General features: G+C 42.8%; 10 protein-coding genes. 9 read left to right on the top strand and 1 reads right to left on the bottom strand.

What is annotated here, in order from left to right:
* The first annotated feature begins 57 nt into the window (after positions 1–57).
* The 9 genes from MKY19_RS14620 to MKY19_RS14580 all read left to right on the top strand — a co-directional run bounded on the left by MKY19_RS14620 (position 58) and on the right by MKY19_RS14580 (position 12,525).
* Complete coding sequence (locus MKY19_RS14620; RefSeq protein WP_076301134.1) at positions 58–1,845, top strand: sensor histidine kinase; 1,788 nt, start codon at positions 58–60, stop codon at positions 1,843–1,845.
* Positions 1,838–3,391: a response regulator transcription factor gene (locus MKY19_RS14615; RefSeq protein ID WP_339803920.1), complete on the top strand. Its 1,554-nt coding sequence runs from the start codon at positions 1,838–1,840 to the stop codon at positions 3,389–3,391. The genes MKY19_RS14620 and MKY19_RS14615 overlap by 8 nt, the downstream gene beginning before the upstream one ends.
* Positions 3,392–3,522: 131 nt before the next feature.
* Positions 3,523–4,479 (top strand): ABC transporter permease subunit, encoded by a 957-nt coding sequence (locus MKY19_RS14610; RefSeq protein WP_339803917.1) that lies wholly within the window; start codon positions 3,523–3,525, stop codon positions 4,477–4,479.
* A 9-nt stretch (positions 4,480–4,488) separates the two neighbouring features.
* Positions 4,489–5,391, top strand: a complete 903-nt coding sequence (locus MKY19_RS14605; protein ID WP_339803914.1) for a carbohydrate ABC transporter permease — start codon at positions 4,489–4,491, stop codon at positions 5,389–5,391.
* A 76-nt stretch (positions 5,392–5,467) separates the two neighbouring features.
* Complete coding sequence (locus tag MKY19_RS14600; RefSeq protein WP_339803911.1) at positions 5,468–7,219, top strand: ABC transporter substrate-binding protein; 1,752 nt, start codon at positions 5,468–5,470, stop codon at positions 7,217–7,219.
* A 124-nt stretch (positions 7,220–7,343) separates the two neighbouring features.
* Positions 7,344–8,438 (top strand): endospore germination permease, encoded by a 1,095-nt coding sequence (locus tag MKY19_RS14595; protein ID WP_339803908.1) that lies wholly within the window; start codon positions 7,344–7,346, stop codon positions 8,436–8,438.
* Entirely contained in the window at positions 8,435–9,886 is a 1,452-nt protein-coding gene (locus tag MKY19_RS14590) for a spore germination protein (RefSeq protein ID WP_339271286.1), read from the top strand. Before MKY19_RS14595 ends, MKY19_RS14590 begins: the two co-directional genes overlap by 4 nt.
* Complete coding sequence (locus tag MKY19_RS14585; protein WP_339271283.1) at positions 9,883–11,022, top strand: Ger(x)C family spore germination protein; 1,140 nt, start codon at positions 9,883–9,885, stop codon at positions 11,020–11,022. The genes MKY19_RS14590 and MKY19_RS14585 overlap by 4 nt, the downstream gene beginning before the upstream one ends.
* 249 nt (positions 11,023–11,271) lie before the next feature.
* The gene (locus MKY19_RS14580; RefSeq protein ID WP_339803906.1) at positions 11,272–12,525 is read left to right on the top strand and encodes a HAMP domain-containing sensor histidine kinase; all 1,254 of its coding nucleotides are present in this window, start codon (positions 11,272–11,274) and stop codon (positions 12,523–12,525) included.
* Positions 12,526–12,599: 74 nt separating this feature from the next.
* On the opposite strand, the gene MKY19_RS14575 is transcribed toward MKY19_RS14580, so the two are convergent.
* Positions 12,600–25,583 (bottom strand): discoidin domain-containing protein, encoded by a 12,984-nt coding sequence (locus MKY19_RS14575; protein ID WP_339803903.1) that lies wholly within the window; start codon positions 25,581–25,583, stop codon positions 12,600–12,602.
* Between the last annotated feature and the right edge of the window lie 38 nt (positions 25,584–25,621).

The following is a 25,621-nucleotide window of genomic DNA, read 5'->3' as shown; positions in this document are numbered from 1 at the left end:
AAACGATATACTTTTATGTAAGCGTTAACATTCCGGTGCAGGAGGTGGCCCTTAGTCGTGTATGCTCGTATCATCACTCTTATGAATAATCTAAGACTCAGAACGAAGTTATTTCTATCATTTGGCTGTGTCGTTCTAATCCCGGTCTTAATTGTAGGGCTGTTCCTTACAAATGAACTACGGAATATGGCAATGGCTAATGCGCTTGAGCAGATTACAGCCAACGTGGATCGAGTGAAAAAACGGACTGGCGAAATGCTCAACATCCCGCTTGATATTGCTTATCGACTATCGAATGATAGCCGGCTTGAAGAGGTTGCCAATCATCGTTATGAGTCTGTCTATGATGTTGTTGAAGCTTACTGGAACTATCCTGATTTCCGTGATTTTGTTCGACTATACAACGAAGTTTCCAGTATCCGCTTATATATCGATAATCCAACGGTTCTCAACAACTGGGAGTTTCTACAGACGAATGAGAGTGTTACGCAGGAACAATGGTACCAAACCGCACTAGCCCAAAGGGGACTGGTCTGCTGGAACTACATTCGAGACAACCGTAATGGACAATATTATTTAAGTCTAATCCGAAAGGTCAATTTTTTTAAGGCGAGAACCACCGGTGTGCTAGTCGTGAATGTGAATACCAAAAAGCTCAATGCGATCCTCAACCAAGAATCTTTTGAAACTCTTATTATGGATGAGAACGACAATATTGTCGCCTCAAATCGTGTAGATACACAAGATAAATCACTGTCGAATATTGACCTAGCAACCTTATCCGCTACAGGGCAAGGTCCCCACGATGTAACCATTGATGGTAAACCCTTCAAAATGGTGATCGATCACTGGCAACCTGGAGGAAGCTTGAATAGCCTGCGTATCATTTCCATTTTTTCTGTAGCAAGCATCGTCGATGAGCCCAACCGAATTATCTTTCTAGCTTCAATTGTAATTCTTTCGGCAATGATTATGGCTATTCTGTTGATTTACTATGTCTCGCGGCTACTCACCGGAAGGATGCTACATTTGAGCAAACATATTTCTAAGGTCGCTGCGGGAAATTTAGGAGCCACGCTTGTTATTGACGGTAAAGATGAAATCGGTCAGCTTGCCAGACAATTCAATCATATGGTTCGGAACATTAATGAACTAATGAGTGAGGTACAAGAATCCAATCGACAGAAAAATGCGACTCAGCTTAAGCAAAATGAAATTAAATTCAAGATGATGGCCAGCCAGATCAATCCTCACTTCCTCTTCAATGCCCTAGAATCAATCCGCATGAAAGCTCTTGTCAGAGGACAAGCGGATATTTCTCAAGTCGTTCGACTGCTGGGAAAAATGATGCGTAAAAACCTTGAGGTCGGCAATGGGATGATCAGTCTGCAAAGTGAGCTAGAAACCGTAAACAGTTACCTAGTCATCCAAAAATTCCGCTATGATGACAGACTCACTTATGAGCTACTTGTGGACCCAAAGGCGAATCCTTTTCAAATTCCCCCTTTAATTATTCAGCCCCTGGTAGAGAATTGTGTCATCCACGGATTGGAGAATCGAATTGAAGGCGGCATGGTCCGGGTGGAAATCCGCTTAGAAGACAGTTATCTAAAGGTTCAGGTATCTGACAATGGAGTGGGTATTTCAAAAACACGGATACAAGAAATTAGGAAGATGTTGAATAACAATGATGACTATGAAACTAATAATATTGGGATGCGCAATATTCATTTGCGACTGCAGCTGACCTACGGTCCACAATTTGGGCTGACCTTAGCAAGTCAAATCGGATTCGGAACGCAAATCAGCTTTGCGATTCCATTAAGGAGTGATTCTTATGTATAGCGTGTTGATAGTGGATGATGAGCTGGTGATCCGTGAAGGACTAGTTGCTCTGCTAGACTGGGAGAGTCTTGGATATCAAGTCATCGATTCCGCCGCAAATGCCATTGAGGCTAAACATAAATATAAACTTTACTCCCCTGATTTAATGATCGTAGATATTCGTATGCCCGGTAGAGATGGTCTAGAGCTTGTTGAAGAACTGAGAGCACTTGATCCGGAAATGCACATCATCATCCTCAGTGGCTATGCGGATTTTAACTATGCTAAGCGAGCGTTATCCTTTGGCATTGATACCTATTTGCTCAAGCCTGTAGATGAAAATGAACTACAGCTATACTTGGAGAATCTGTCCATTGAGCTGGATGCACGTATTACTGATCGTAAGAAACAGGCCGCAGTCAAAGTATGGAACCGGGAAATGCTAGTTCAATCCTTGTTAATGGATCGAAGTGCGCAGACTCCGTCAATAATGGATTCAATCATTCTTGAAGCAGAACTACTATGGGATTCCTATCAAGTGGTTCTGATTAGGCTGATACTTCAGGACAATGCTGATCATGGACCTTCAACAGTCGTAAAGGCGAGACTTGCAAAAAGCTTTGAAGAAAATGACTGGGGCATAGTATTCTTGCTAGATTCTTATTTGGGGGTTCTGCTTCAGCCCTCATTTCAGAAAGAACTTGTACATAAGTTAATGGTCCAGAATATACAGAAAGTAGTATCTGACCATGAACTTGAATGTATCATCACCGCAGGTGATATGGTGAACTCTCTGGAGGATATCTCTGTCTCCCACCTATCGGCGCTGGCAAGGATGAAAGAGCATTTCTTCTATGACGAGACGGGGATGATTGGACCGGATTCCATGAAAATAAAGAATGGGCTGACAGTTAGTTCAGAGGAAATAGAGAACAGGCTGGAGTCCGTTCTAGAACGGATGTTTTTTTGTATGGATACCGGCAATTGCTCGTTACTCTTCACCCTGATTCAAGAAGCTGGAGAACTTATGATTACCGCCGATTATTCCGAGATGGCCGTGAAATCGCGTTATGTGCGTATCGTCTCTTATCTACTTAACAAACTCTCGTTTCAATATAAGGAGCTGAGTCCTATGCACAGCAACATGGATGAGCAAATTGAACAAATCTATAAACATACCTCTCTGCCTCAATTGCAGCGCTATGCCTCCACTCTTCTTGAGTATTATGCAAAAGGCATTACCCGCGACGATATGGAGGTCTTCCTAAAGCGGATGCTGGATCTCATCCATCGACATTATAATAAGAATCTTAAGCTCGACACGCTAGCGGATGTATTTAGTTATAGTAGCGCTTATCTAGGGAAGCTTTTTAAGAACAGCACGGGGTATTCTTTTAACAGCTATCTAGATAATGTCCGCATGGAGAAGGCCAAGGAACTGCTTACTCAAGGCTACAAAATCCATCAGGTTGCAAACGAAGTGGGCATCAGTGATGTAGATTATTTTCGTGAAAAATTTAAGAAGCATGAAGGTGTCTCTCCCTCCGACTACCGCAGAAAGAATTAAAAGAGACTCAACATTTTTCAGAAAACGCTTACGAAAATAACAGATATACCCCTGTTTTTTATATAAAATATTCGGGTGTTTCTTTCACTTTCTGTAGATTATGATTATGGCATATCGAAGGAGGGACATAAATGAAAGCGATTACCTCAAAAGCTCAACCGGAGCTGAAGAAGCCTGCTTCACGCTTTTGGCCAACTTTTATACAGCAGAAATACCTCTATATGATGGCCATCCCATTTGTGCTCTGGGCATTTGTATTTAATTATTTGCCTTTATGGGGCTGGACGATGGCTTTTCAGAAATACAAACCCGGGAAATCCTTTTTCGATCAAAAATGGGTCGGCTTACAGTACTTCAGAGAGCTTTTTCAAGATGATCAATTCTTTAATGCACTTCGCAATACACTCGCTATGAGCATCATGGGCTTGTTGGCTGGATTCATTATTCCCATCATTTTTGCTATCCTTCTGAACGAGCTACGGCTTCAGTTTCTGAAACGGTTTGTACAGACGGTCTCCTATCTCCCCCACTTCGTATCTTGGGTGGTTGCTGCCGGAATTATTACCAAGATGCTCTCTACCGATAACGGTGCGGTAAACGACCTGCTGCTAAGTCTTCATCTAATTAGTGAACCTATACAATTCATGGCTAAAGGTCATTTATTCTGGGGGATCGTCACAGCTTCTGATGTTTGGAAGGAAACGGGGTGGAACACAATCATTTACCTTGCAGCTATCTCAGGTATAGGTCCAGAGCTTTATGAAGCAGCAAGAGTAGACGGTGCAAGTCGCCTGCAGCAAGTACGAAACATTACACTTCCAGGTATTCAGACAACCATCATTATTCTGCTCATTATTTCCATCGGGCATTTAATTAGCATTGGGTTCGAGAAGCAGTTCCTGCTTGGCAATAACCTGGTGCGCGACTACTCACAGACGCTGGATCTCTACGCATTGAACTACGGGCTAGGCATGGGCCGCTTCTCCTTCGGTACAGCCATTAATATCTTCAATTCTGTGGTAAGTGTGATTCTGCTGTTTGTCGCCAACGGGATATTCAAAAAAATAACAAAAGAAAGCATCATATAGGAGGCCCTTATGCTAAGTAAAAAACTGGCCGCCGTGTCATGGTCGGACCGCATCTTCGATCTGGTAGTCTATATTGCGATCACTGTAGTGACCATAGTTACGCTATATCCTTTTCTGAATGTGTTGGCAATTTCCTTTAACGACTCCACAGACAGCATTAAGGGTGGAATTACGATATATCCACGCGTCTTCACTATTAAGAACTATGAGACGATCTTCGCCTATTCCGGGCTGATGACCGGACTCAAAATCTCTATATTACGTACGGTGATTGGCACGATTCTTGGGTTGGTCAGTGCCTCAATGTTAGCTTTCACTCTGAGTCGGGTAGACTTCCAAGCCCGAAAATTCGTCTCTACATTTCTCGCGCTTACGATGTATGTCTCAGGTGGTCTCATCCCTGGCTACATCCTGATTAAAGATCTTCATATGATAGGAACCTTTGGCGTGTATGTCCTCCCCGGTCTAGTCAGCGCATTTAATGTATTTGTCATCCGTTCCTTTATCGATGGCTTGCCCTATGCACTGCAGGAATCCGCTAAGTTGGACGGTGCTAATGACTTCACGATTTATTGGCGGGTTGTTCTTCCACTGACCAAACCTGCGCTGGCAACCATCGCTCTCTTCCTCGCCGTTGGCCAATGGAATTCATGGCTTGATACTTATCTTTACAATGGTTCCAAGGATGCGTTGACTACTCTTCAGTTCGAGCTAATGAAGGTCATACAGAGTACGACAACTAATGCGGACAATTTCCGAGGTCGCAATATGACAGAGGTTATGGCACAAATTTCTCCGGAATCAGTCAAAATGGCAATCACGATCGTAGTCACTGTGCCTATTCTAATCGTCTATCCGTTTTTGCAGCGCTACTTTGTTAAAGGTATGACTTTGGGTTCAGTAAAGAGTTAGTACGCTAATGGTATAAGCAGGCTCAGCCTGTATACACAATACATTTTTTGACCAGAAAAAGGGAGGGTTTCTATTCATGACAAGAAATACAGTAAAATCGCATGTGATGTTGATGGTCTTGACTTTACTAATTAGTGTGCTGGCAGGTTGTAGCGGATCAAGCAACAAAACGGCTGATAACAACGAAGGAACTAAACCAACGAATGAAGTTAGTGCCACTGCAGAGGCTACCGCGGAAGCAACTGCACAAGCCGAAGATTTAAGCCCGCTTACACTCTCCTTCTTCGCTGAAGATCCAAATCCGAACTGGAATAATATGAAAGACGACATCAGTAAAGTGGTTACAGAGAAAACAGGCGTCACACTCGATGCGGAATTTGCGGTAGGTGATCCACAACAAAAAATCGCCTTAATCGCTGCTGGTGGTGATTATCCGGATATCATCTCTGCCAAAGCTGATATCGGTAAACTTGTAGATGCTGGAGCAGTCATCGATTTAACGGAGTTAATCGACAAGTATGCACCAAATATTAAACGTGTGCTTGGTGACAACCTTGCCCGGGCAAAATACACAAATGAAGACCAATCGATTTATGCCATTCCTACCTGGGCAGCGGTTGATGAGAAGAAATTCGTGGCTGGCGGTGGATTTGAGCTTCAACATCGCGTCTTGAAGGAAGCCGGATACCCTGAAATCAGAACAGTCACCGATTATGAGAATGTAATTAAAGCCTATCTTGAGAAACATCCAACTGATGAGAACGGCAACAAGAACATCGGAGTCTCCCTGAACGCGGATGATTGGCATATGTACATTTCTGTCACTAACCCTGCTGTTGCAACGACAGGCGGTTCGGATGACGGGGAATATTACGTAGATCAACAGACACATGAGGCGATCTACCACTTTCGCCGTCCGGAGGAGAAAGAGTATTTCCGCTGGCTGAATCATATGAATGATATCGGATTGCTAGACAAAGAGAGCTTCGTGCAAAAGTATGACCAGTACAAAGCTAAAGTAGCCACAGGACGTGTGCTTGGCTTGATTGATCAAGATTGGGATTATAATGATGCTCAACAAGCGTTGAAAACGGCAGGAAAGTTCGATCAAACTTATGGTCATTATCCGGTAACATTAACGAAAGAATACAAGGAAACTAGCTTCTGGCCTACCGGCTTCATGGGTGGTTATGGCATCTCGATCTCCAGCACAAATCCGGATCCGATTCGTACAATTAAGTTCCTGGATTTTCTCGCTTCTGACGAAGGACAAATCTTGAATAACTGGGGAATTGAAGGTAAGCATTACGTGGTAGAGAACGGCAAACGGATCGTTCCGACAGATGTACAAGATCGCATCAACAATGACAACACAGCCTTCACCAAGGAAACAGGAATTGGCTTCTACTGGAATATGATGGTTCATTACGGAGACGGCGCTAAAGATGCAAGTGGAAATTATTACACTAAAAACTTCCCGGAACAACTTGTACTTGGGTATAGCGATATTGAGAAAGAAACTTTAGCTGCCTACAAGGCCACCACTTGGAAGGATCTATTCCCGAAAGAAGAAGAATTCACTGAAAAGGCCTATGGTGCAGCGTGGAATATCGCGATTCCAGGTGAAGATGAGGTCACCATTTTAGGTAACAAAATGAGAGATATTACATGGAAACGTATTCCGGAAGCCATTCTTGCCAAACCAGCAGATTTCGATAAAATCTGGGCTGACTACATGGCAGCTTTGGAGAAAGCCGGAGTAGAAAAAATGGAAAAAGGCTACACCAAATATGTGCAGGATCGTGTTGCCTTATGGAGCGCTAAATAATAACACTTTGAGCCGAGCGGATATCCGCTCGGCTCTTTACGTTTTGCACTGCTCAATTCTCAGAATAAATCACCTCCAAGAATGGCATTATAAGGTAGACGGTGGGTCCGGTTTATTTAGGAGGATGAGGAAAATCAAAACAAATATTACGTTTATTCAATCCATCATGATTATTATGCTGAGTACAGGCCTTCTAAATCATGTCATTATCATCCCCATCCTATTGGACGCGGCAAAACGTGACGCCTGGATCTCAGTGCTGCTTGCTGGGGCTTGTGCGCTAGTTTGGATCTTTATCCTGCACATTAGTACTACCAAAATCAAAAAACAGCATCTTTTCGCTTGGCTGGCTAAAGCTTACCCTCCTATCGTGAGCCGTATTCTTGCGGTAGTCGCTAGTGTATATTTGTTTATCTTATGCATGATTACAACTAGAGACACTGTATACTGGGTGCATCTGACCTTCTCACCAGAGACACCTATACTGGTCCTTACGTTCGTATTACTTTTGATTTCTGTGATAAATGCTTATTTAGGTATTCACTCCCTCGCGAATACCGCTGCAATTTTGCTGCCTTTTGTTGTTATATTGGGTTTTTTTATAATGTTCTCTAATACAACTCATAAAGATTATTCCTTATTAAGACCGATGCTTGAGCACGGTATGCAGCCCGTTTGGAAAGGGAGCGTGTACGTAGGAGCAGGTTTTGTTGAGGTCATCATGCTTTTCTTTATGCAACATCACATCAAATCGCGATTGTCATATCTATCGTTTATGATCATGATCCTGCTTATCTTAGGTCTAACCATGGGTCCGATAATTGGTGCAATTGTTGAATTTGGTCCGGATGAGGCTGATAAACTCAGATTTCCCGCGTATGAAGAATGGAGATTGCTGACGATTGGACGATACATCGAGCATCTAGATTTTTTTAGCGTTTATCAATGGTTCAGTGGTGCTTTTCTGAGAATTTCTCTAACAATGTTTCTAATTCTCGATATACTCCAAATTCAAAGCAAAAAAGTGAAAATGTTGGTTCTTGGAAGCATATCTTTTGCTATTGTAGTGTTCACAGCCATTCCATTTAGTGACCAATTTTTTCTGAGTATGTTAGCTCACTATGTACTTCCCTTTTCTTTATGGGGGGTACTCGCTTTTTCTGTAATTATTGCAGGGCTGATTAGCTTGGCTCAACGAAAGGGGAAAGCAACATCATGAAAGAGCCTGAGCAAAAGGAATCCAATACGTTCGAGGATGTGTTCACACGAGTATTTGGTTCAAGTTCAGACATTAAGAGACTAACTATCTCTTTATCTGACTCGGACAATGCCGTTCAAATGGTGTATTGCAAGGGGTTGTGCGATGAAATCAAAGTGGAAGAATATATCATCCCGGAATTAAAAAAAATCCCGGAATCTATTCTCACATCGAATGAACTCGATCTTATGCAAAAGGTTCCGTTTCACATGACCCCCCTTCCATCAAAAGAGATTAATGCTTCAATGATTGATACTGTGCTTAATGGTGATCTTTTCCTTCTTTTTACGCCATCGAATCAATACTATGTTGTGAAATTGGCTGATCCACCTAAACGGCAACCTGAAGAACCCAATACAGAAGTGTCCACAAGAGGGCCTAAGGATGGTTTTACGGAAGAATCATTTACCAATATTGCCCTTATTCGAAAAAGACTTAAGACAGAATTATTGGCTGTTGAACAATTCAGTATTGGAATACAAACCGCGACTGAAGTTCATCTTTTATATCTCAAGGAGACGATTAAACCTCATGTACTAGATGAGATCAAGTCAAAACTAACCGGCATTCAAATCCAGGGATTGGTGAGTAGCACCCAGCTTGAAGAAAGTCTGACTGGGTTTTCATTTTTTCCATTATTCGCATATACGGGCAGACCTGACTATGCTGCGAATTCACTGCTTCATGGCAAATTTGTGCTTTTGACAAATGGTTCGCCTACTGTGATTATAGCGCCAGTGAGCTTTAGCTTCTTGTTGAATACTTCGGAAGATGCACATATGGTAAATATCTTTGTTGCTTTTACTAGGTTATTAAGAGTCCTAGGGGTTATGCTTTCCTTGTTTTTGCCGGGCTTTTGGATCGCGCTTACTACGTTTCATCAAGATCAAATCCCCTTTACGCTGCTTGCAACGTTAGTAAATTCTAGACAAGGCGTGCCTCTTCCGGCTCCCTTGGAGGCGATTGTGATGCTCATTTTGTTTGAGATTTTTCGGGAAGCAGGGATGAGATTACCTACTGCTTATGGCCAGACCTTATCGGTAGTTGGTGGTTTAATTATCGGTCAGGCAGCCATAAGCGCCGGCATTGCAGGTCCAGGTACGATTGTAGTTATAGCCATTTCAGTATTGGCAACCTTTACATTGGTCAACCAGTCATTAGTTAGCGTTGTTAGCTTGCTTCGAATTGCTATTCTCATCATTAGCGGGTTTCTGGGGTTGTTTGGTACGATGACATGTCTGCTTGCACTGATCCTCTTTATGGTCAATTTACGTTCTTTCGGCACCTACTATCTTTCCCCTCTATCCCCGCCTCAATGGAAGGATTTTTATAAAGTTATTTTCAGAATGCCGTGGGGAAAGGGAAAGTTCACGGACAATACGGGAAATAAAGGACGAGATCGATCATGAAATTGATCCGGTGCATGCTTGTTACTGCTCTGCTCTCCATGCTGCTTACAGGTTGTTGGGGATCAAAAGAAATTGAGCATATGATCTATGTGAATACATTAGGCGTCGATTATGTAGATAACAAAGTCGTTGTTTATATTCAAATGGTTAACTTTAGTGGCATTGCGAAAAAAGAGGCCGGGCAGAGCCAGGAACAAAAAACTTTCATAGGGAAAGCAGAAGGAGATTCGTTTGATGCGGCAATATTTAATTTATATGCCACTAGTCCACAAAGAATTATCTGGAGTAATGTGAAAACAATCGTATTTAGTGAAGCAGCGCTAAAGAAGGGTAGCGTCATCAATCAAGTATTGGACGTTTGGGATCGATATTATGAATTTCGATATACCGTTTGGACCATGGCAACCAACGAACCCATGGAAGAAGTGCTGAATACCCCGTCGATCGCCGATCTGTCAGTGATCTACTCGCAGCTTAACAGTCCCATGCGAACTTATGAACAGAGCTCGGTTATCGCTCCATTGTATCTGTACAAGTTTATATGGAAATGGAGAGAGAAAGCCGAAACGGTTCGATTACCTTTTCTTGAAGTTGCGCCAGACTGGACCAGTAATAAGGAACCTTCCCCTAACATTAGCATGTCGGGGATCTGCTTTCTGCAAAATGAGCAATTTCGTGGTTGCCTGAAGTCTAAAGAGATATTAGGGGTTCGATGGCTGGAAAAAAAGACGCAACGAACGCCTCTGATAATCAAAGATGACAAAGAAGTACTTGCTGTGATCGTCATGAACAAAGTTAAATTCTCTATTCAACCCAAGATGAAGCATGGCAAACCTATCTTCGATATTAAAGTGTCTATGCAGGGCACTCTTCCGGAATTGAGCGCAATCCTTAATCGAAAAGATATTGAACTGAAAGCGATAAAAGTAATTGATGATCAGATTAGGGAAACTTACTTGAAAGGTTTAGAAATAAATGCCGATGTATATGGACTCTCAGGCATATTCTATCGTAATCTTCCAAAAGAGTGGAACAAACTGAATGATAAAGGAATCTTACCGCTCGATTCAAGCAGCATCGAAAAGATTGATATCAAGGTGAATCTGATCAGTGGTGGGATATCTAAGATTGAGTAAACTCAGATGAAATGATCAAATAAAGGCTGAAGAACAACTTTTAATTATTAAAAGTTGTTCTTCAGCCTTTTTATTTGAAATGATTAAACGACAGGTTTCGCACGCACAGTATAATTCTTCCTGTATATGTAACTTTCTTCTCAATAGTTATTTTTAGTGCCTTTACACCGCTCCCTCAGAAGGAGGAATTCATAGTCACAACGAATAAACAGTATATCAAATTCTTTCTAAACTATCGGGAGGGCTAATATGCTGGATGTAAAGGATATTTTACTGCAATTATTGTTTGCCCTAACCCCTTTTGTCCTTTATACCATTTACTATCGTGACAAAGCCGTTAACTATTCAAAACAATTTATCACGATCACCTGCATGATATGTCTTTTTATGTCGATGACCTTTCCTGCTAGTATACAAGATGGAATCATATTCGACATTCGTTACGTGATCATGTTTTTCGGAATGGTGTATGGAGGCATAACTACTGGAGTTTTTCTTATCGTTGAGTTTCTAGTATACCGCCTCCTTATAGGTGGACAGGGACTATTTTCAGCGATAATTATTCTCTCCATCACTTTCTCCTTATCCGCATTGTTATCCAATCTATACCGTCGCAGTTCCGAGTACCGAAAGCTTATTACACTCATTGCAGGGATATGCTTTTCCATTATTCCAATAGGTACTATGTTTGCAACGGAATACCAATACACGATACAGCATTTAAAGTTCAATATCCTCGTTATGCCAGTACAAAATTTCCTCGGAATATGGATATTGATTTCCCTTTTTAATAAAGCAGTTTCTGATAAGGAATTATATCTCAGGTATCTTCAAAGTGAAAAATCGGAAACGATTGCTCATGTCGCAGCCTCTCTAGCCCATGAAGTCCGTAATCCACTTACAGCGGTTATGGGATTCTTAAAATTATTGAAGGATGATTCGATTACAAGAGAAAAGAGTCAGAAATATATTGAAATTTGCCTTGAAGAGATTAAGCGGACAGAAGTTATTCTTTCTGAATATTTATCGATAGCCAAACCCAATCATTCAATAGTAGAGAAAATTGAACTTGTGCAGCAAATCTGCTCAATTGTAGATATCATAACGCCGTACGCCAATATGAATAACGTTACTTTGGAGATGCACCCCTTGGAGGATAAACTATATGTATCTGCAAATCCTACTGAAATCAAACAACTATTCATAAATTTCATCAAAAACGCGATAGAAGCTTGCACTGTTCATTCATCAGGTATTGTGAGCATCCGTATCGAGCGTCAATCCCAATTCGCAAAAATAATAATAATGGATAATGGGGTTGGTATGAGCAGCGAGCAGATGGATCGACTGGGAAGCATTTATTTTTCAACTAAAAGCAAAGGTACCGGATTGGGTCTTACGCTTTCTTATCAACTGATCCGTTCGATGAACGGTGATGTAAATGTACGAAGTAAATCAGGAGAAGGAACTGAATTTATTCTCTCGATTCCATTAACTTACTGAGTACATAGATGCTCCAACGCAACAAAAAAACTCGGTTCAAACTTATCGTTTGAACCGAGCCTATTTAATATTACTTAATTCATAAACTTCAAATATTGCAAAATCTGTTTAATCATCAACGCTGCCTCAGCACGTGTTGCTACGTCTTGCGGTGCAAATGTTGTTCCTGTTTTCCCTTTTATTAATCCTTTCTCTGCCGCTTCTGTTACCGCTTCGCTAGCATAATCAGAGATTTGGTCCTGATCGGCAAATGGAGTACGTTGTTGCGCTTCAGTTCCGTTATCACTTTGCACGAGATGAATAGCTTTCATGATCATCACGACCATTTGCTCTCGTGTAATCTGTGTATCCGGACTAAACTTCCCTTCGCCAACGCCTTGAACCAAACCGAGTTTCGCTGCTGTATTCACGTCCGGCGCATACCACGCTGTGGCACTAACATCTGTAAACACATTTGTTAACGAATCCGTTGATAATCCCAGCCCTCTAACTAATAGTGCTGCAAATTGAGCTCGTGTGACCTGGTTTGCTGGAGCAAAGGTCCGCTCCGTCATTCCGTTAATGATCAGCTTGGAGGCTAAGGTCTCAACATCTTTTTGCGCCCAATGTCCAACCATATCATCGAATGTTTTCTTGTTCTGAACGATGGTGTATATGCCATTTAGTTGACCGAATATTGAGACTTCAGTCTTGCCGTTCTTCATAGTGAACACCGATGGCACGAAACGCATTTGTCCTGTAAGCGGATCGATCATAACTGCGGTTGCAGTCGAAGGATCTTGAATGACACCATTCATATACATAACGCGAGTCACAAAAGAATTCCCCAGATGTTGGATCTCCTCTTCTTTATCATTCGATTTAAGAATGACTTTGAATGCGATGATGTCACTTATCCGCTTCAAGCCTTTTTCTAATTTAGAGTGTTCGAACTTTTGATCCTGCTGTGAAGTCAAATTATCGATTCGAATGACTAAGGTAGCACGCTCATCTTTAGCAGCCTTCTCCACATCCTCACGATTCAGAATGGAAAGCGGAAGGTCATAAGAACCCAAATGACTTCGTAAGGTGAAAATAGTTTCGCTACTTCCTTTCATACTGTTGTACAGAATTGGAAGAGGGAACTCTACAGCGTTCAAGTCATGCTCTCCTGGAATTTCAAAATGAAGAACCGAACGATCCTTAGCTGCCATGAGATCAGCTAATTTCTGTGCCAATCGCTTGCTATCAATGACCGCCGTCACCGACGTGTGGCCGTCTTGCGTTGAGATCCGTAGTTCCGTTTCTTTCAGTTCATAGCGATTCGGATCTTCTTTGACTTGTGGCGTAGTTGTGTTTCCACTGCTGTTGTTAATATTACTATTATCGTTACCGTTGCCATTTCCGTTTTCATTACCAGATTGATTGCTTTGTCCTGTAATGGTTATGGATTTTTCTCCAATTACTCCGGAGCCGTCATTTGCAGTTACAACCACTTTTACGATGCCATCCTTAGCAGCTGTCAGCAAACCATGAACATCAATGGTTGCTTTATCTGTAGCTGTTCGGCTATCAGCTTCGAATACAGCCCATGTTACCGACTTATTCGTAGCATTATCAGGCAGCACGATAGCGCCTAATTTCAGGCTTCCGTTCTTAGCAGTAATTGTAGACACATTACCCACACTAGTGATGTCAATCGTTCCAACATACACTGTTTCAGTACCCGGATCGATAATGTCCGTTTGACCACTTATGGTTATAACCATTTCATCATGAACACCAGAGCCATCCGTTGCTGTGGTGACCACCTTCACGGTTCCATCTTTCACAGCTGTGAGCAAACCGGATACATCAATGGTTGCGATATCCGTTTCTGTTATACCATCCACTTCGTATACAGCCCATGTTACTGACTTATTCGTAGCATTAGCAGGTAGCACGGTAGCACCTAGTTTCAAAGTTCCATTCTTAGCAGTAATCGCGGACACATTTCCTGAGCTTGTGATGTTAATCGTTTCAACATTCACAAGCTCAGTGCCTGGATCGATAATGTCCGTTTGACCACTTATGGTAATATCCATTTCATCATGAACACCAGAGCCATCCGTTGCTGTGGCGACCACCTTCACGGTTCCATCTTTCACAGCCGTCAGCAAACCGGAGAGATCAATGTTCGCTTTGTCCGTTGCTGTTGTGCCATCTTCTTCATACACAGCCCATGTTACCGACTTATTAGCATGGGTAGGAAGTACGGTAGCGCCTAATTGGAGCGTTCCGTTCTTAGTCGTAATCACTGATGATTCACTTGTAATCGTGATCGATTGCACCATCTCATGATTGTTGATACTCTCCTCCATCGCTCGCAACGCAGCAGTTAAGTCATTCGCCGCTTGCTGCAATTGCTGCTGCGTTACTGATAAGCTGTCGCGTACTTTCTTCGCTTGATCAATGGCTTTTTGCAATGTTTGTTTTGAACCTTCTGGATACTGGCCATCTTCAGTCCCTTCAATAGCATTGTCGTGCATAATTTGTGCACTCATGATAAGCACTTCAAGGTCTTGATAGTCTATATCCATTTCATTCTTCACGATGTTAAGCTCTGCCGCGGAAGCCAATCCACCATGACCTTCAATAGCAGTAAGTCTTAGGTATCTACTAGCGACCGGAGTGAATTCTGCGTTTTTCTCAGTGCTGTCATCATCCCAGCGCCCGCTAGTAACCGGTGTGAAGTTGACTCCATCCAAGCTTGTTAATAACTCATAAGAAGTAATATTTCCGTTTTGTGCCCCATTTTGCCTTGGCAAATACTTTAATTTCGAAATGACGTGTGTATTCCCAAGATTAAGGGTGATCGACTGTGGAAGCGGATTAGACAAATCCCACTTCGTATGCCAGATTGTCGCCGGGTTCCCATCGATGGCTTGCGAAGCATTATTATTATCACCACTTGTCTCTTCACTCGTTGCCGTAGCTGTCATTTGCGATTGCGGGATCAACGACGTATCAATCGGAACTGCGCCGTACACATCAAATTCCCAAAAACTTGCCCAACCATCGGACATATCCGTCACATGAATTCGTACATACCTTGCGTGAGTGTTGAAATAGTCGAACTGCACTTGCTGTGAGCTTGACTTTTCTACTACGGATGCCCAGTTTACATCGTCTTCTGAAACCTCGATTTGATATCCATACTTTTTATTATCCATTTCCCACTTCACTCGAGTACCCGATAAATCGTAACCCCCCCCTAAATCTACCTTGTACCAATGTCCGACATCTCCGTCGGCCGCGCTCCAACGAGTCGTTTCATTCCCATCGTTACCAGCCGCTTCTGGGTTGTTGCTTTGATAGCTGTCTGCGGTAGCGGGCTTATTAAGCGCAACGTTCTGAGGATCACTAAAGACTTGAATTTCCTTGATCGCTGGTTTCTCTTTTCCACTGCCCCCTGCTAGTGATTCTACGGATACCCGTACATATCTAACCCCAGTTGCCGTATAGTTGTCCGGTCTCATATCTTGACCTGAGGCCGAGCGGCCCGCCATTTGTAACCATTCTTTACCGTTGGAGGAAACCTCTATTCTATAGGTGTAATAGATGTTATCCCTTCCCCAAAGGATTTTGCTGCCTGTTAAATTGTAGGAGGCACCTAGGTCCACTTGCCACCATCCAGGGGCATTGCTACTAGCCTCCCACCATGTGGCATTGATTCCGTCGTTTGCATGGATAGGCTCATTTCCAGTTACCGAACTGCTTGCGCTGACGGATTTATTCAATGCGACATTTACCAACTCTGGGCGCTGAGTCGCCTGATTTTGAAACGGAGCTACGCCAAACACTTTTAACTCGTTGAAACTAGCCTGACCGGTTTGCACACCCGTTAACGTTACGCGTACATACCGAGCATTAGCAACAAGCTTATCCCTCTGCTGTGCTGTTGCTATCGTATTTTTGGTTTTATCCAAAATGGTCGTCCAGTTCCCCTGATCTTCGGATACATCAATTTTGTACTGATTATAGGAGCTACTATTCGCCCAAACGATTTCAGATCCCGTAATGTTATAGGCTTCTCCTAAATCTACTTCCCACCATTGATCTGAATTGCTGTTTGTAGCTGTCCATCCAGTAGTGTCATCTCCATCATTTCCGTTCGTTCCTGGATTTTCGCTTTGCTCGCTGCTTGTTCTAACGGTTTTGTTTAAGGCTACATTCTCACCTTCAAACCAGTTGTCTCCTCCATCACTTCCACCGGGAACAAACATACTTTGATTTGGAACACTGGTAATTTCAGCACTTCCCGACAGCAATCCGCTCGCTGAGGCCGTTAATTTCAAAGTGCCATCCACAAGAGAAGATTTCACAAGCGCAGCGGCAACGCCACCTTCCACGGCAACCGGATTGGCAAAGGTTCGTGTCTCACCATTTCCGATGAGCCCTCCTGGGCCACTCAAGTTTAAAGAAACTGAAACATCATTTGTCGGAACTATATTGTTGTTAGCGTCCCGCACCGTAATATAAGCCATTACCAGATCGGAGCCGTCTGCAACAAGTTCCTTCCCCTTCTTATCGTACTCAACCGCCAAATGATCCGCCTGTCCCGGCGTATTCACGGTATGAGAAGCGACGACCTCACCGTCAATCAGTCCATCAGCCCGCAACGTTCCTGCTGACCAAGGAACATTGTTGAAAGTAAATGTCGGATGGGCGACATACTTTAATCCGCTGTCAGGACTACGGGTATCAATCAGTTTATTATTCAAATAAAGTTTAATTTGCTGCGTATTGCTAGTTACTGTAACATTCCTAGATGAAGATGGTGTCCAATAATTAGCGATATAAACCATCGGTCCAGAGTCGATACCACTTAGCTTCACATCAGGATTACGCTGACTTTGGAAGAAATAATAATTAAATTTCGGATAACGATCCAGATCCACTAGGCCTGAATATGCCGGGTCAGAATCCATACCCCGGTTGTTGTCGCTAAAGCTCCAAACTGAATGTCCGGCTATACGTGGATTGGCATTGAGGCCCGCCCAGTCGAAGTAGCCTTCACCATTTAGCGCCTTTTGACGCATGATGATGGAGTTGAGCATGTCGGTTTCGCCCACTTTGCGGACTGATCGATATCCCGTAGGACTTGTTGCGCTTTCCGACCAATCATCTCCCCATTCCCTCGTAAAGAGTGGTTTGAATGCTGTATCTAATTCTTTGTAGTTCACATCATAAACTTCTTTTCCGAAGAATCCGTATTCTGCAGATGTGTATGTCTGATCTCCTGGATATTCTTCATGGGTAGCATTATGAGCGTTTTGTGCATACTCCAGCGAGTAGAACGTTTCATTCAAGCTGGATTCCCACATAATAATACTCGGATGGTTTCGATCACGGCGTACCATATCCCGTATGGCTTGATAAGAACGCTCTTGGAAGACAGAATCTCCGAAGAACTGCCAGCCTGGCGTTGGGGCGATGACAGTCAATCCAAGCTCGTCTGCCGCATCCAGGAACGCAGGATCCTGTGGATAATGACCCGTACGCACATTATTGAAACCGCCTTCTCGAAGCTGCATAGCGTCTCTGTACTGTCCAGAGTTAGGCATTGCATTACCGACATACAAATACTCTTGGTGGCGATTTGCGCCATTTAACATTAATTTTTCACCATTGATAAGAAAACCTTGATCAGGTGTAAATTGAATGTGACGAATCCCGATACGGGTCTTATAGCTATCAACATAAGCAGCTCCATCATTCACAGCGGTATACACCGTATACAGATTAGGATGGTCAGGATGCCAAAGCTGTGGTTTGGATATCGTCGTCGATTGGACAAATGTATGATCGCTTCCCGCTCCTATTTTCTGTGGATCACTCACCATTGTGGCAACCACTTGATTATTGCTGTCTACAATCGTGGTTTTTACACTGGTGTTCTTAGCGCTCGTGTATTCATTGATGATATTTGTCTTCACCTGCACCGTCGCTTCCTCTTTGCTCACCTCTGGGTAAGTAACAAAGATGCCACCGTCCGCCACCTTATTTGCGTATATAGCATCGGAAACGTGTAAATTGTCCATGACATGCAGTTTAACATCTCGATAAAGTCCGCCGAAATATTGAAAGTCCAAACCGCTTTGCGGCTTGCCAGGTGGCGTTTGTGGGTCATCTCTGTTATCAAGCTTGACTGTAATGACGTTCGTTGCCCCCTCTAATTGAACATATTTCGTGATGTCGAATGTAAACGGGGTGTAGCCTCCGTGATGGACACCTAGATAAGTGCCGTTTATCCACACTTCAGCGTTGATCATCGCACCTTCGAATTCTATAAATAGCTTCTTGCCGCTGTAAGAATTGTCGAGTGTGAAATGTCTTCGATACGTTGCAAAGCCTTGGTAGCTTTGATTAGAGCCGCCGCTAATCTTTGGCTCCAGACGCACGCTATGAGGTAGATTGACTCCCTCCCAGGTGCTATCGTCAAAACTTGCCACTTGGGCTCCGCTTACATCTTCACGTTTGAATAACCAACCCGTGTTGAAATTTAATTTCTCTCGGTTCGTTGGATCAGTTGACGGGTTCTCATCATTTTGACCAGTGATGATAATAACTTTTTCACCGAAGAGAGAAGAATCATTCGTCGCCGTTGCAACGACTTTTACATTTCCATCCTTCGCAGCCGTCAACACACCAGCTGGATTGATTACCGCTTTATTTGTTGCAGTGCCATCCACTTCAAAGACACTCCAAGTCACTGGCTGATCAACCGGGAGTACGACTGCCCCTAAAGAAAGACTTCCGCCTTTAACGTTAATCCGGTTAGTTGTGCTTGTGATGGTGATAGATTTGGCATTCGAATCATTAATTTTGAGCGATTCAAAGGTTTGTAGCGCAGTATTCAAGGTATCGTAAGCCTTTTGTAACTGCTGTGATGTGATTGAAGTGCTATTAATGACTTGTTGTGCTGTTTTAATGGCCGCCTGTAGCGTTTGTTTCGAACCAGTCGGATATTGCCCTATGCTGCTTCCTTCAACGGCGCCATCATGCTTGCTTTGTGCATTCGCTATAAGCTTAACTAATTCCTGATACCCTACGTCACTAGCATCTTTGCTAACATGGAGCTCTGCCACAGATGCATAGCCTCCATGACCTGCAGTAGCAGTAAGCTTCAGGTATCTGCTTGTAATCGGATCGAATGTTGCAATTTTCTCATTGCTGTCATCACTCCAGCTTCCGCTTGTAAACCGTGTAAATGATATTCCATCCAAGCTTGTTGATAGCTCATAAGATGTAATATTTCCGTTTTGTGCCCCATTTTGTCTTGGCAAATACTTTAGTTTAGATACCATTCTTGGTTTCCCAAGATCTAAAGTTATCGATTGTGGCAACTCCGCAATAGGTTCCCATTCTGTATGCCAGATGGTTGAGGGATCTCCGTCAATGGCATTCCCCGCTTCTTCTCCGCTGTGATGACTGGTAGCTTTCGCTGTCATTTCACTTTGCGGAATCTCAGTTGCTTCTGAACCGTCAGGTGTATAATCATTCGTTCGCGTAACAACAAATCCTTGAGCTCCATCCACGGAGTCCGTGCCAGGAATCATGCGATTGAAGTTGATTTTTTTATCAACATCGCTTTCTTTAAAGCTGTTTCCCGCTATGGTAACATCCTTGGATGCATCCAAAGCAAGGTCAAAACCACCCTGATTCGCGGTATTGTTCGTAAACGTAAAGCCGTCTACACTCTTTGCATAAATCTCAGAGTTGCCGTCCGGTTTATTAAACTGGTTACCGTCAATCACGATATGACTGTGTACAGTCTTATCGGGATTCGTCAGAGAGGTGCTCGGCTCAACGCTAATCACCGCATTCCCGTTATTATTAAACGTATTGTTGCGGATCAAGACATCCTTCACCATGCCAGATTCGTACCAGCTACTCGCATCATCAGCGATCAGAATCGCACTCATCTGCATACCATTAAAGGTGTTATTCTCGATTCGGACAGGACCACGCGTTGTCACGAGAATGCCTCTAGTCGGAATCGTTTCAAACGTAGAATTCGTAATGCTAACCTTCGGTGTCCATGTAGCATTTTCCACCACATAGTCATTCTCAGTTATCAATGAAGGTACCGTCTTATCTAGCGTAAGGAGAATTTGAGTATCATTAATACGTGTTACGTTGGTGACCACAGCACTTTCCTTAGAAAGCAAAGTAGATTTATTGATGTACTCCATCGTATCCCCTACGGCAAATGCATCAAAGCCCCAGCTCTCAGGATGCATAAATTGGACCTTCACCTGATTGGATGCCGGAATCTGTACAATCTGCAGATGTGTACCATGAATATTAATGGCATCATCTTGCGCTCCAGCAAAATAGGAGTTCGACACCTGAATATCGCCTTTGCTTCCCGAAACTTGCAGGAAGTCAGCCATCGAAGCGTTTGTTCGTCCACTTCCTGCCTTAGGTGCAAAGCTCATCTTATCGATCGCTACATTTTCACTATATTGACTGACAATTCCCAGCCCCGGAACAGCGTAGAAATTGACATCAGACCACGCAATATCTTTGCTTCGATAAATCAATGCGCCTTGTTCTCTTCTAGCTGTATCCCGTAGCTGAAAAGTGTTTCCTACCGTCACATTCGGGCTTTTAGAGAAATTGAATTGCACCTCACGTTTACCGAGATCCTTCGCGCTTGTTGAGCTGTCGAGAGGATTAGCCACTCTCCAAGTTTGTTTAGTGACGGGATTATACTCTTGCACAACTCGTACATTTTGAGTTCCATTCTCTGTCCAGTTCTCTTCTCCGAACCATACTAATTGATTATTCTGAATAGAGTACCATGAGTCCTGATGTATGCTTGCTTTCATGTAGTTATCGCCTACTTCAGTAACGGTCATCTCCGAAACTACTGGACGGTTAAAATCAATGTTAATTCCATTCACCTTGATATTTGTCGCATGGTCAAATGCAATAGGCGTCATCACACCATGGAACAACAAGGTTGAGCTATTCCCACGAATGGTAAGATCATCGATATCTTTGAATAGAAGACCTACCTTTCGAGTGCTGCTTGGCGTCTGTTGGATAGTTGATGTATTTGAAATGAAATATTGCACTTTATTCGCGGTTGATGCTTTAAAGTGATAAGTATCCGTCGGAAAGTCTAGAATAACAGGCTTTTGCGCCTTCTTAACAGCCTCAATTGCTGCTCTAACCGCATCCCCTGCGTCTTCCCCTTTATAATTCAAAGTTATCACACTATAGTTAACCCCATTAATTGTTTCTTTCGTTTGTTGATAATAATCTTCGGATTTATTCACGCCCTTAACTACACGAGACTGAATATCCGCACGGTCGACTGAAATAAATGTGTTATTTGCATTGGCAATCTTCTGATCTGTCACCCGGATTTTGAGCACATGTTCCTGATTCAACATCTCCGAGCTTTCAAAAAGCAGTTGTTGATCTAAACGCGAAGAGGCGTAAGTATCAACCAGTTGTTCAGGACCATCGTCGATGGAAAACGCAACCATCCCCTGATTATCGTTCTTAGCTCCATTCAATTGCACCTTTGAGCCAGTAAAACGCAAAAGTGCGTATGAACCCGCCTTGTTAGAGTAGTGGTTGTCACGACTGAATGCCCCACCTTCGGAAGTAGTATAGTCCCAACCTGAACTGTATACAAACTGATCACTTCCTGATCCAGTTGCATTGTCGTTCACGGTTCTATCTAACGAAAATACAAACTTCTGATTATTTCCTGTTCCGGCTTTATTTTGCACGAATTGTTCACCGTTTGATAAACGGTTATCAGGCATTTCAATGACTTTGCCACTAGCCCGGTTTTTCAATTGAAAGTAACCATCACCTACATCTACGACAGACCATTCATCTTTGTAGTTCGTATCACCGATGAAAGTGGCTTGAATAATTCCCGCACCATCTGCTGTTGAAGCATTCTCTACAGCCAATGCTTTTGAACTGCTCATTGAAATTATTTTGTAATAGCCTGGATCTGTCTTCATAAACATCCATTGCTGATTCCAGCCTGAACCTGCAGTCCATTGTATGATTGCGGCCCCGTCTGCTTTTGAATCTTCATTTACGTCCATACGAAGATTGCTGTGTTGAACCGTTAGATTGAACTTCTGCTGATCATATAAATCTCTTACAGGATCTATTTTCAATAATTGCTCATCTGAATCTGTTATTGAAGTTTGGATCAGCTGTGCCCCATTCTCTGTGTTGCGTGATGCCGTAAGTGCTTTATCGCTATTGCGATTAACCAACTGATAATAACCGTTCCCTTTATCTACGAGTAGCCATTCATCATTATATGATTTGTCTGATGTATAGGTTTGCTGTACAAGCTTCGCACCATCATCCTTTGATGAATCTAATACGGCAATCGCTTTTTTACTCGTGTTATTAGTAATTTTGTAGTAGCCATCACTTACACTTTCTAAATACCACTGCTGACTGCTAGATAACGAATCTGCCATTTGAATAACTGCTGCTTGCTCTTGCTCCAATGCCCCTTCAATGTCCAGTAAATGACCGCTGTTCTTCATTGTCATCTTATACATTTGTCCGTCTTGAAGAGGAATTGAAACAATCGAGTAAACGTCTCCAACTTGTGTGTCGAAGGAAATTTGATTGTTATTGTCTACAGTATAATTTACCTTCTCCCCAACCTGATTTATGACACTTGCACCCGCTATGTTTGGATAGGCAATCACTGCACGATTACCTTTGTTTGATTTGACGCTGATATTTGTAGCTCTTGAATGGTACCATTTCACACTAACCTCAAATCCCCCGCGGGCAACTAAGCCTGAATAGCTTCCTTCTGGCCATGATGCAGGAAGCGCCGGCAAAACATCAATATTATCCAAATGGCTTTGCAGCAGCATTTCAGACATACCGGACGTAGCACCAAAGTTGCCATCGATTTGGAAAGGTGGATGCGTATCGAACAAGTTATTTAATGTACTTCCGGTAAGCTGACCTTCCAGAATGGTATGTGCATGTGTACCATCTTGCGCACGAGCCCACATGTTAATTTTGTTAGCTTTGCTCCACCCTGTACCTTCGTCTCCACGATGCTGTAACGACACTTTAGCTGCTTCCATGAGCTCGGGTGTATTTTTGTTAATTTGCTTGCCAGGATACAAGGCAACTAATTGAGACAAGTGACGATGCTTGTTATTAGGATCGTCGATGTCTTCTTTCCATTCTTGAATTTGACCATACTTTCCAATCTTAATTGGAGATACTTGTTTTAATTTACTTTGGACTTCCGCACGAAAATCAGAATCAACAGCTAAGGTTGTACTAGCCTCCAAATAATTAGTAAATAAGTCTTGTACAAGCTGCTGATCGTAAGCACATCCTGTGCTGATCGTACCTTGTTCTGGAGAAAAACAAGGTGTGGATACCAATGTTCCATCTGAGTCTTCTACTAAAAACTTAGTCCAAAATTGTGCCGTTTCCTTCAAAATTGGATAAACTCGTGACTTCAGTAGATCAATATCTCCAGAAAATTTATAACTCTCCCAAATATTATTTGCTATAAAAGCATTGGATGCCGGCGACCAGCCCCAATCAAAATCCCATCCAGGCGCAGTATATCCGAACGGATTGTTTGCCACTCCAATCGACCACGCATTAGTAATGCCATAATATTTTTCGGAAGAAATACGCCCAGGAGTACGTAGCGAATCTATGTAATCGATCAGTGGTGTCATTGTCTCCGAGAGATTCGTTACCATCGCTGGCCAATAGTTCATTTGAATATTGATATTAAAATGATGATCGCTGCTCCAAGGCGCTCTATTTGAATCATTCCATACGCCCTGTAAGTTGGCCGGTAGTGAACCCGGACGAGAAGATGAAATTAACAAATATCGCCCATATTGATAAAATAAAACCTCGAGCGCTTTACTTTTCGTTCCCGCATAGGTGGCTAAGAGCTCGTCTGTCGGAATCGTAGGTTTAGACTCCCCCAAATCTAGTTTCACACGATCAAACAAAGACTTATAATCTTTCTTGTGATTCTCAAGTAGTGTTTCGTAAGATTTACTCTCTGCGGCATCTAATATCGCCACTTCCTCATTATGCGGATCAGTTCCTCTATAAGTTGGATAGCTGTTGGCATAGTTGGTGCCTAATGACGTAAGAATAGTTAGCGAATCTACATTCACTGCATGGATCATTCCGTTACCTGGTGTTATATTTCCACCTTGATTTAGTACACGGAAGTTCGCTTCATATAGCATATTGTTGTCTTGTACATTGCCCCTAATATTAATGTTGTTACCACTAGCCGTGATGGTTCCTCCATGAGCACTTGTCGGGCGTACATCCAAGGATAACTTACCTGGCTGATTGGCTGTCAGACGTGTAACCATTACTTTATCTGGATAGCTGACAAAGTACTCACGAGTATACTCTACTCCATCCAGCGAGTATTTAACTCGAGATATCGCGTCTTCAAGATCAAGCTCACGACGATAATTCTCTACATTGCTTGTTGCTGACTTCTCAAAGTCCAGATACAAGTCGCCAAAGGTTAGATAACTTCCTAAACCTTCATTCAAGCCTGTAAGATTCTCATTTGCTTCTTTGTGAGCACCATCGATATCCCCCTCGCGGAGTTTAGCTCGGACACTCTCTAAATGATCTTCACCACCCTCGCGATTACCGAATGTATACGGGTTAGAAGTTGTTGGTTCATCCGTGGAAGGCCAAGTATATACAAAAGAAGAACCTGGACCACCAGACCACAACGTTTTTTCATTTAACTGAATGCGTTCTTGCTCGATGCCACCGAAGATCATCCCTCCCATAAGGCCATTGCCAATTGGAAGCGCATCAGTTTCCCAATTTATCGCCGGTTGTCGGTACCATAGGGACAATTTATTCTCCGGAGCATCAGACATTCTATTGATTGCGCTTACAGGTTCTGCTTTAGCTATGGGAACTGATATAGGATTCTGAATAATTAAGCTCAATGATAAAGCGCTCACAGTCAAACGTTTAGCTAAAGGTTTGATTTTAATCAAGATCATTCACTCCTCCTTATAACTAGTTGATAATCATTGTGCTC

It is taken from the genome of Paenibacillus sp. FSL R5-0744 (genome assembly GCF_037972555.1).
In the GTDB taxonomy this organism is placed as follows: Bacteria; Bacillota; Bacilli; order Paenibacillales; family Paenibacillaceae; genus Paenibacillus_AQ.
The sequence above is the reverse complement of the archived record's forward strand: the minus strand, read 5'-3'. Positions and strand labels throughout refer to the sequence as shown.

Coding starts and splice junctions, on each gene's coding strand:
- MKY19_RS14615 (WP_339803920.1), top strand. CDS start 1,838: ATGTATAGCGTGTTGATAGTGGATGATGAGCTGGTGATCCGTGAAGGA.
- MKY19_RS14610 (WP_339803917.1), top strand. CDS start 3,523: ATGAAAGCGATTACCTCAAAAGCTCAACCGGAGCTGAAGAAGCCTGCT.
- MKY19_RS14605 (WP_339803914.1), top strand. CDS start 4,489: ATGCTAAGTAAAAAACTGGCCGCCGTGTCATGGTCGGACCGCATCTTC.
- MKY19_RS14600 (WP_339803911.1), top strand. CDS start 5,468: ATGACAAGAAATACAGTAAAATCGCATGTGATGTTGATGGTCTTGACT.
- MKY19_RS14595 (WP_339803908.1), top strand. CDS start 7,344: ATGAGGAAAATCAAAACAAATATTACGTTTATTCAATCCATCATGATT.
- MKY19_RS14590 (WP_339271286.1), top strand. CDS start 8,435: ATGAAAGAGCCTGAGCAAAAGGAATCCAATACGTTCGAGGATGTGTTC.
- MKY19_RS14585 (WP_339271283.1), top strand. CDS start 9,883: ATGAAATTGATCCGGTGCATGCTTGTTACTGCTCTGCTCTCCATGCTG.
- MKY19_RS14580 (WP_339803906.1), top strand. CDS start 11,272: ATGCTGGATGTAAAGGATATTTTACTGCAATTATTGTTTGCCCTAACC.
- MKY19_RS14575 (WP_339803903.1), bottom strand. CDS start 25,583: ATGATCTTGATTAAAATCAAACCTTTAGCTAAACGTTTGACTGTGAGC.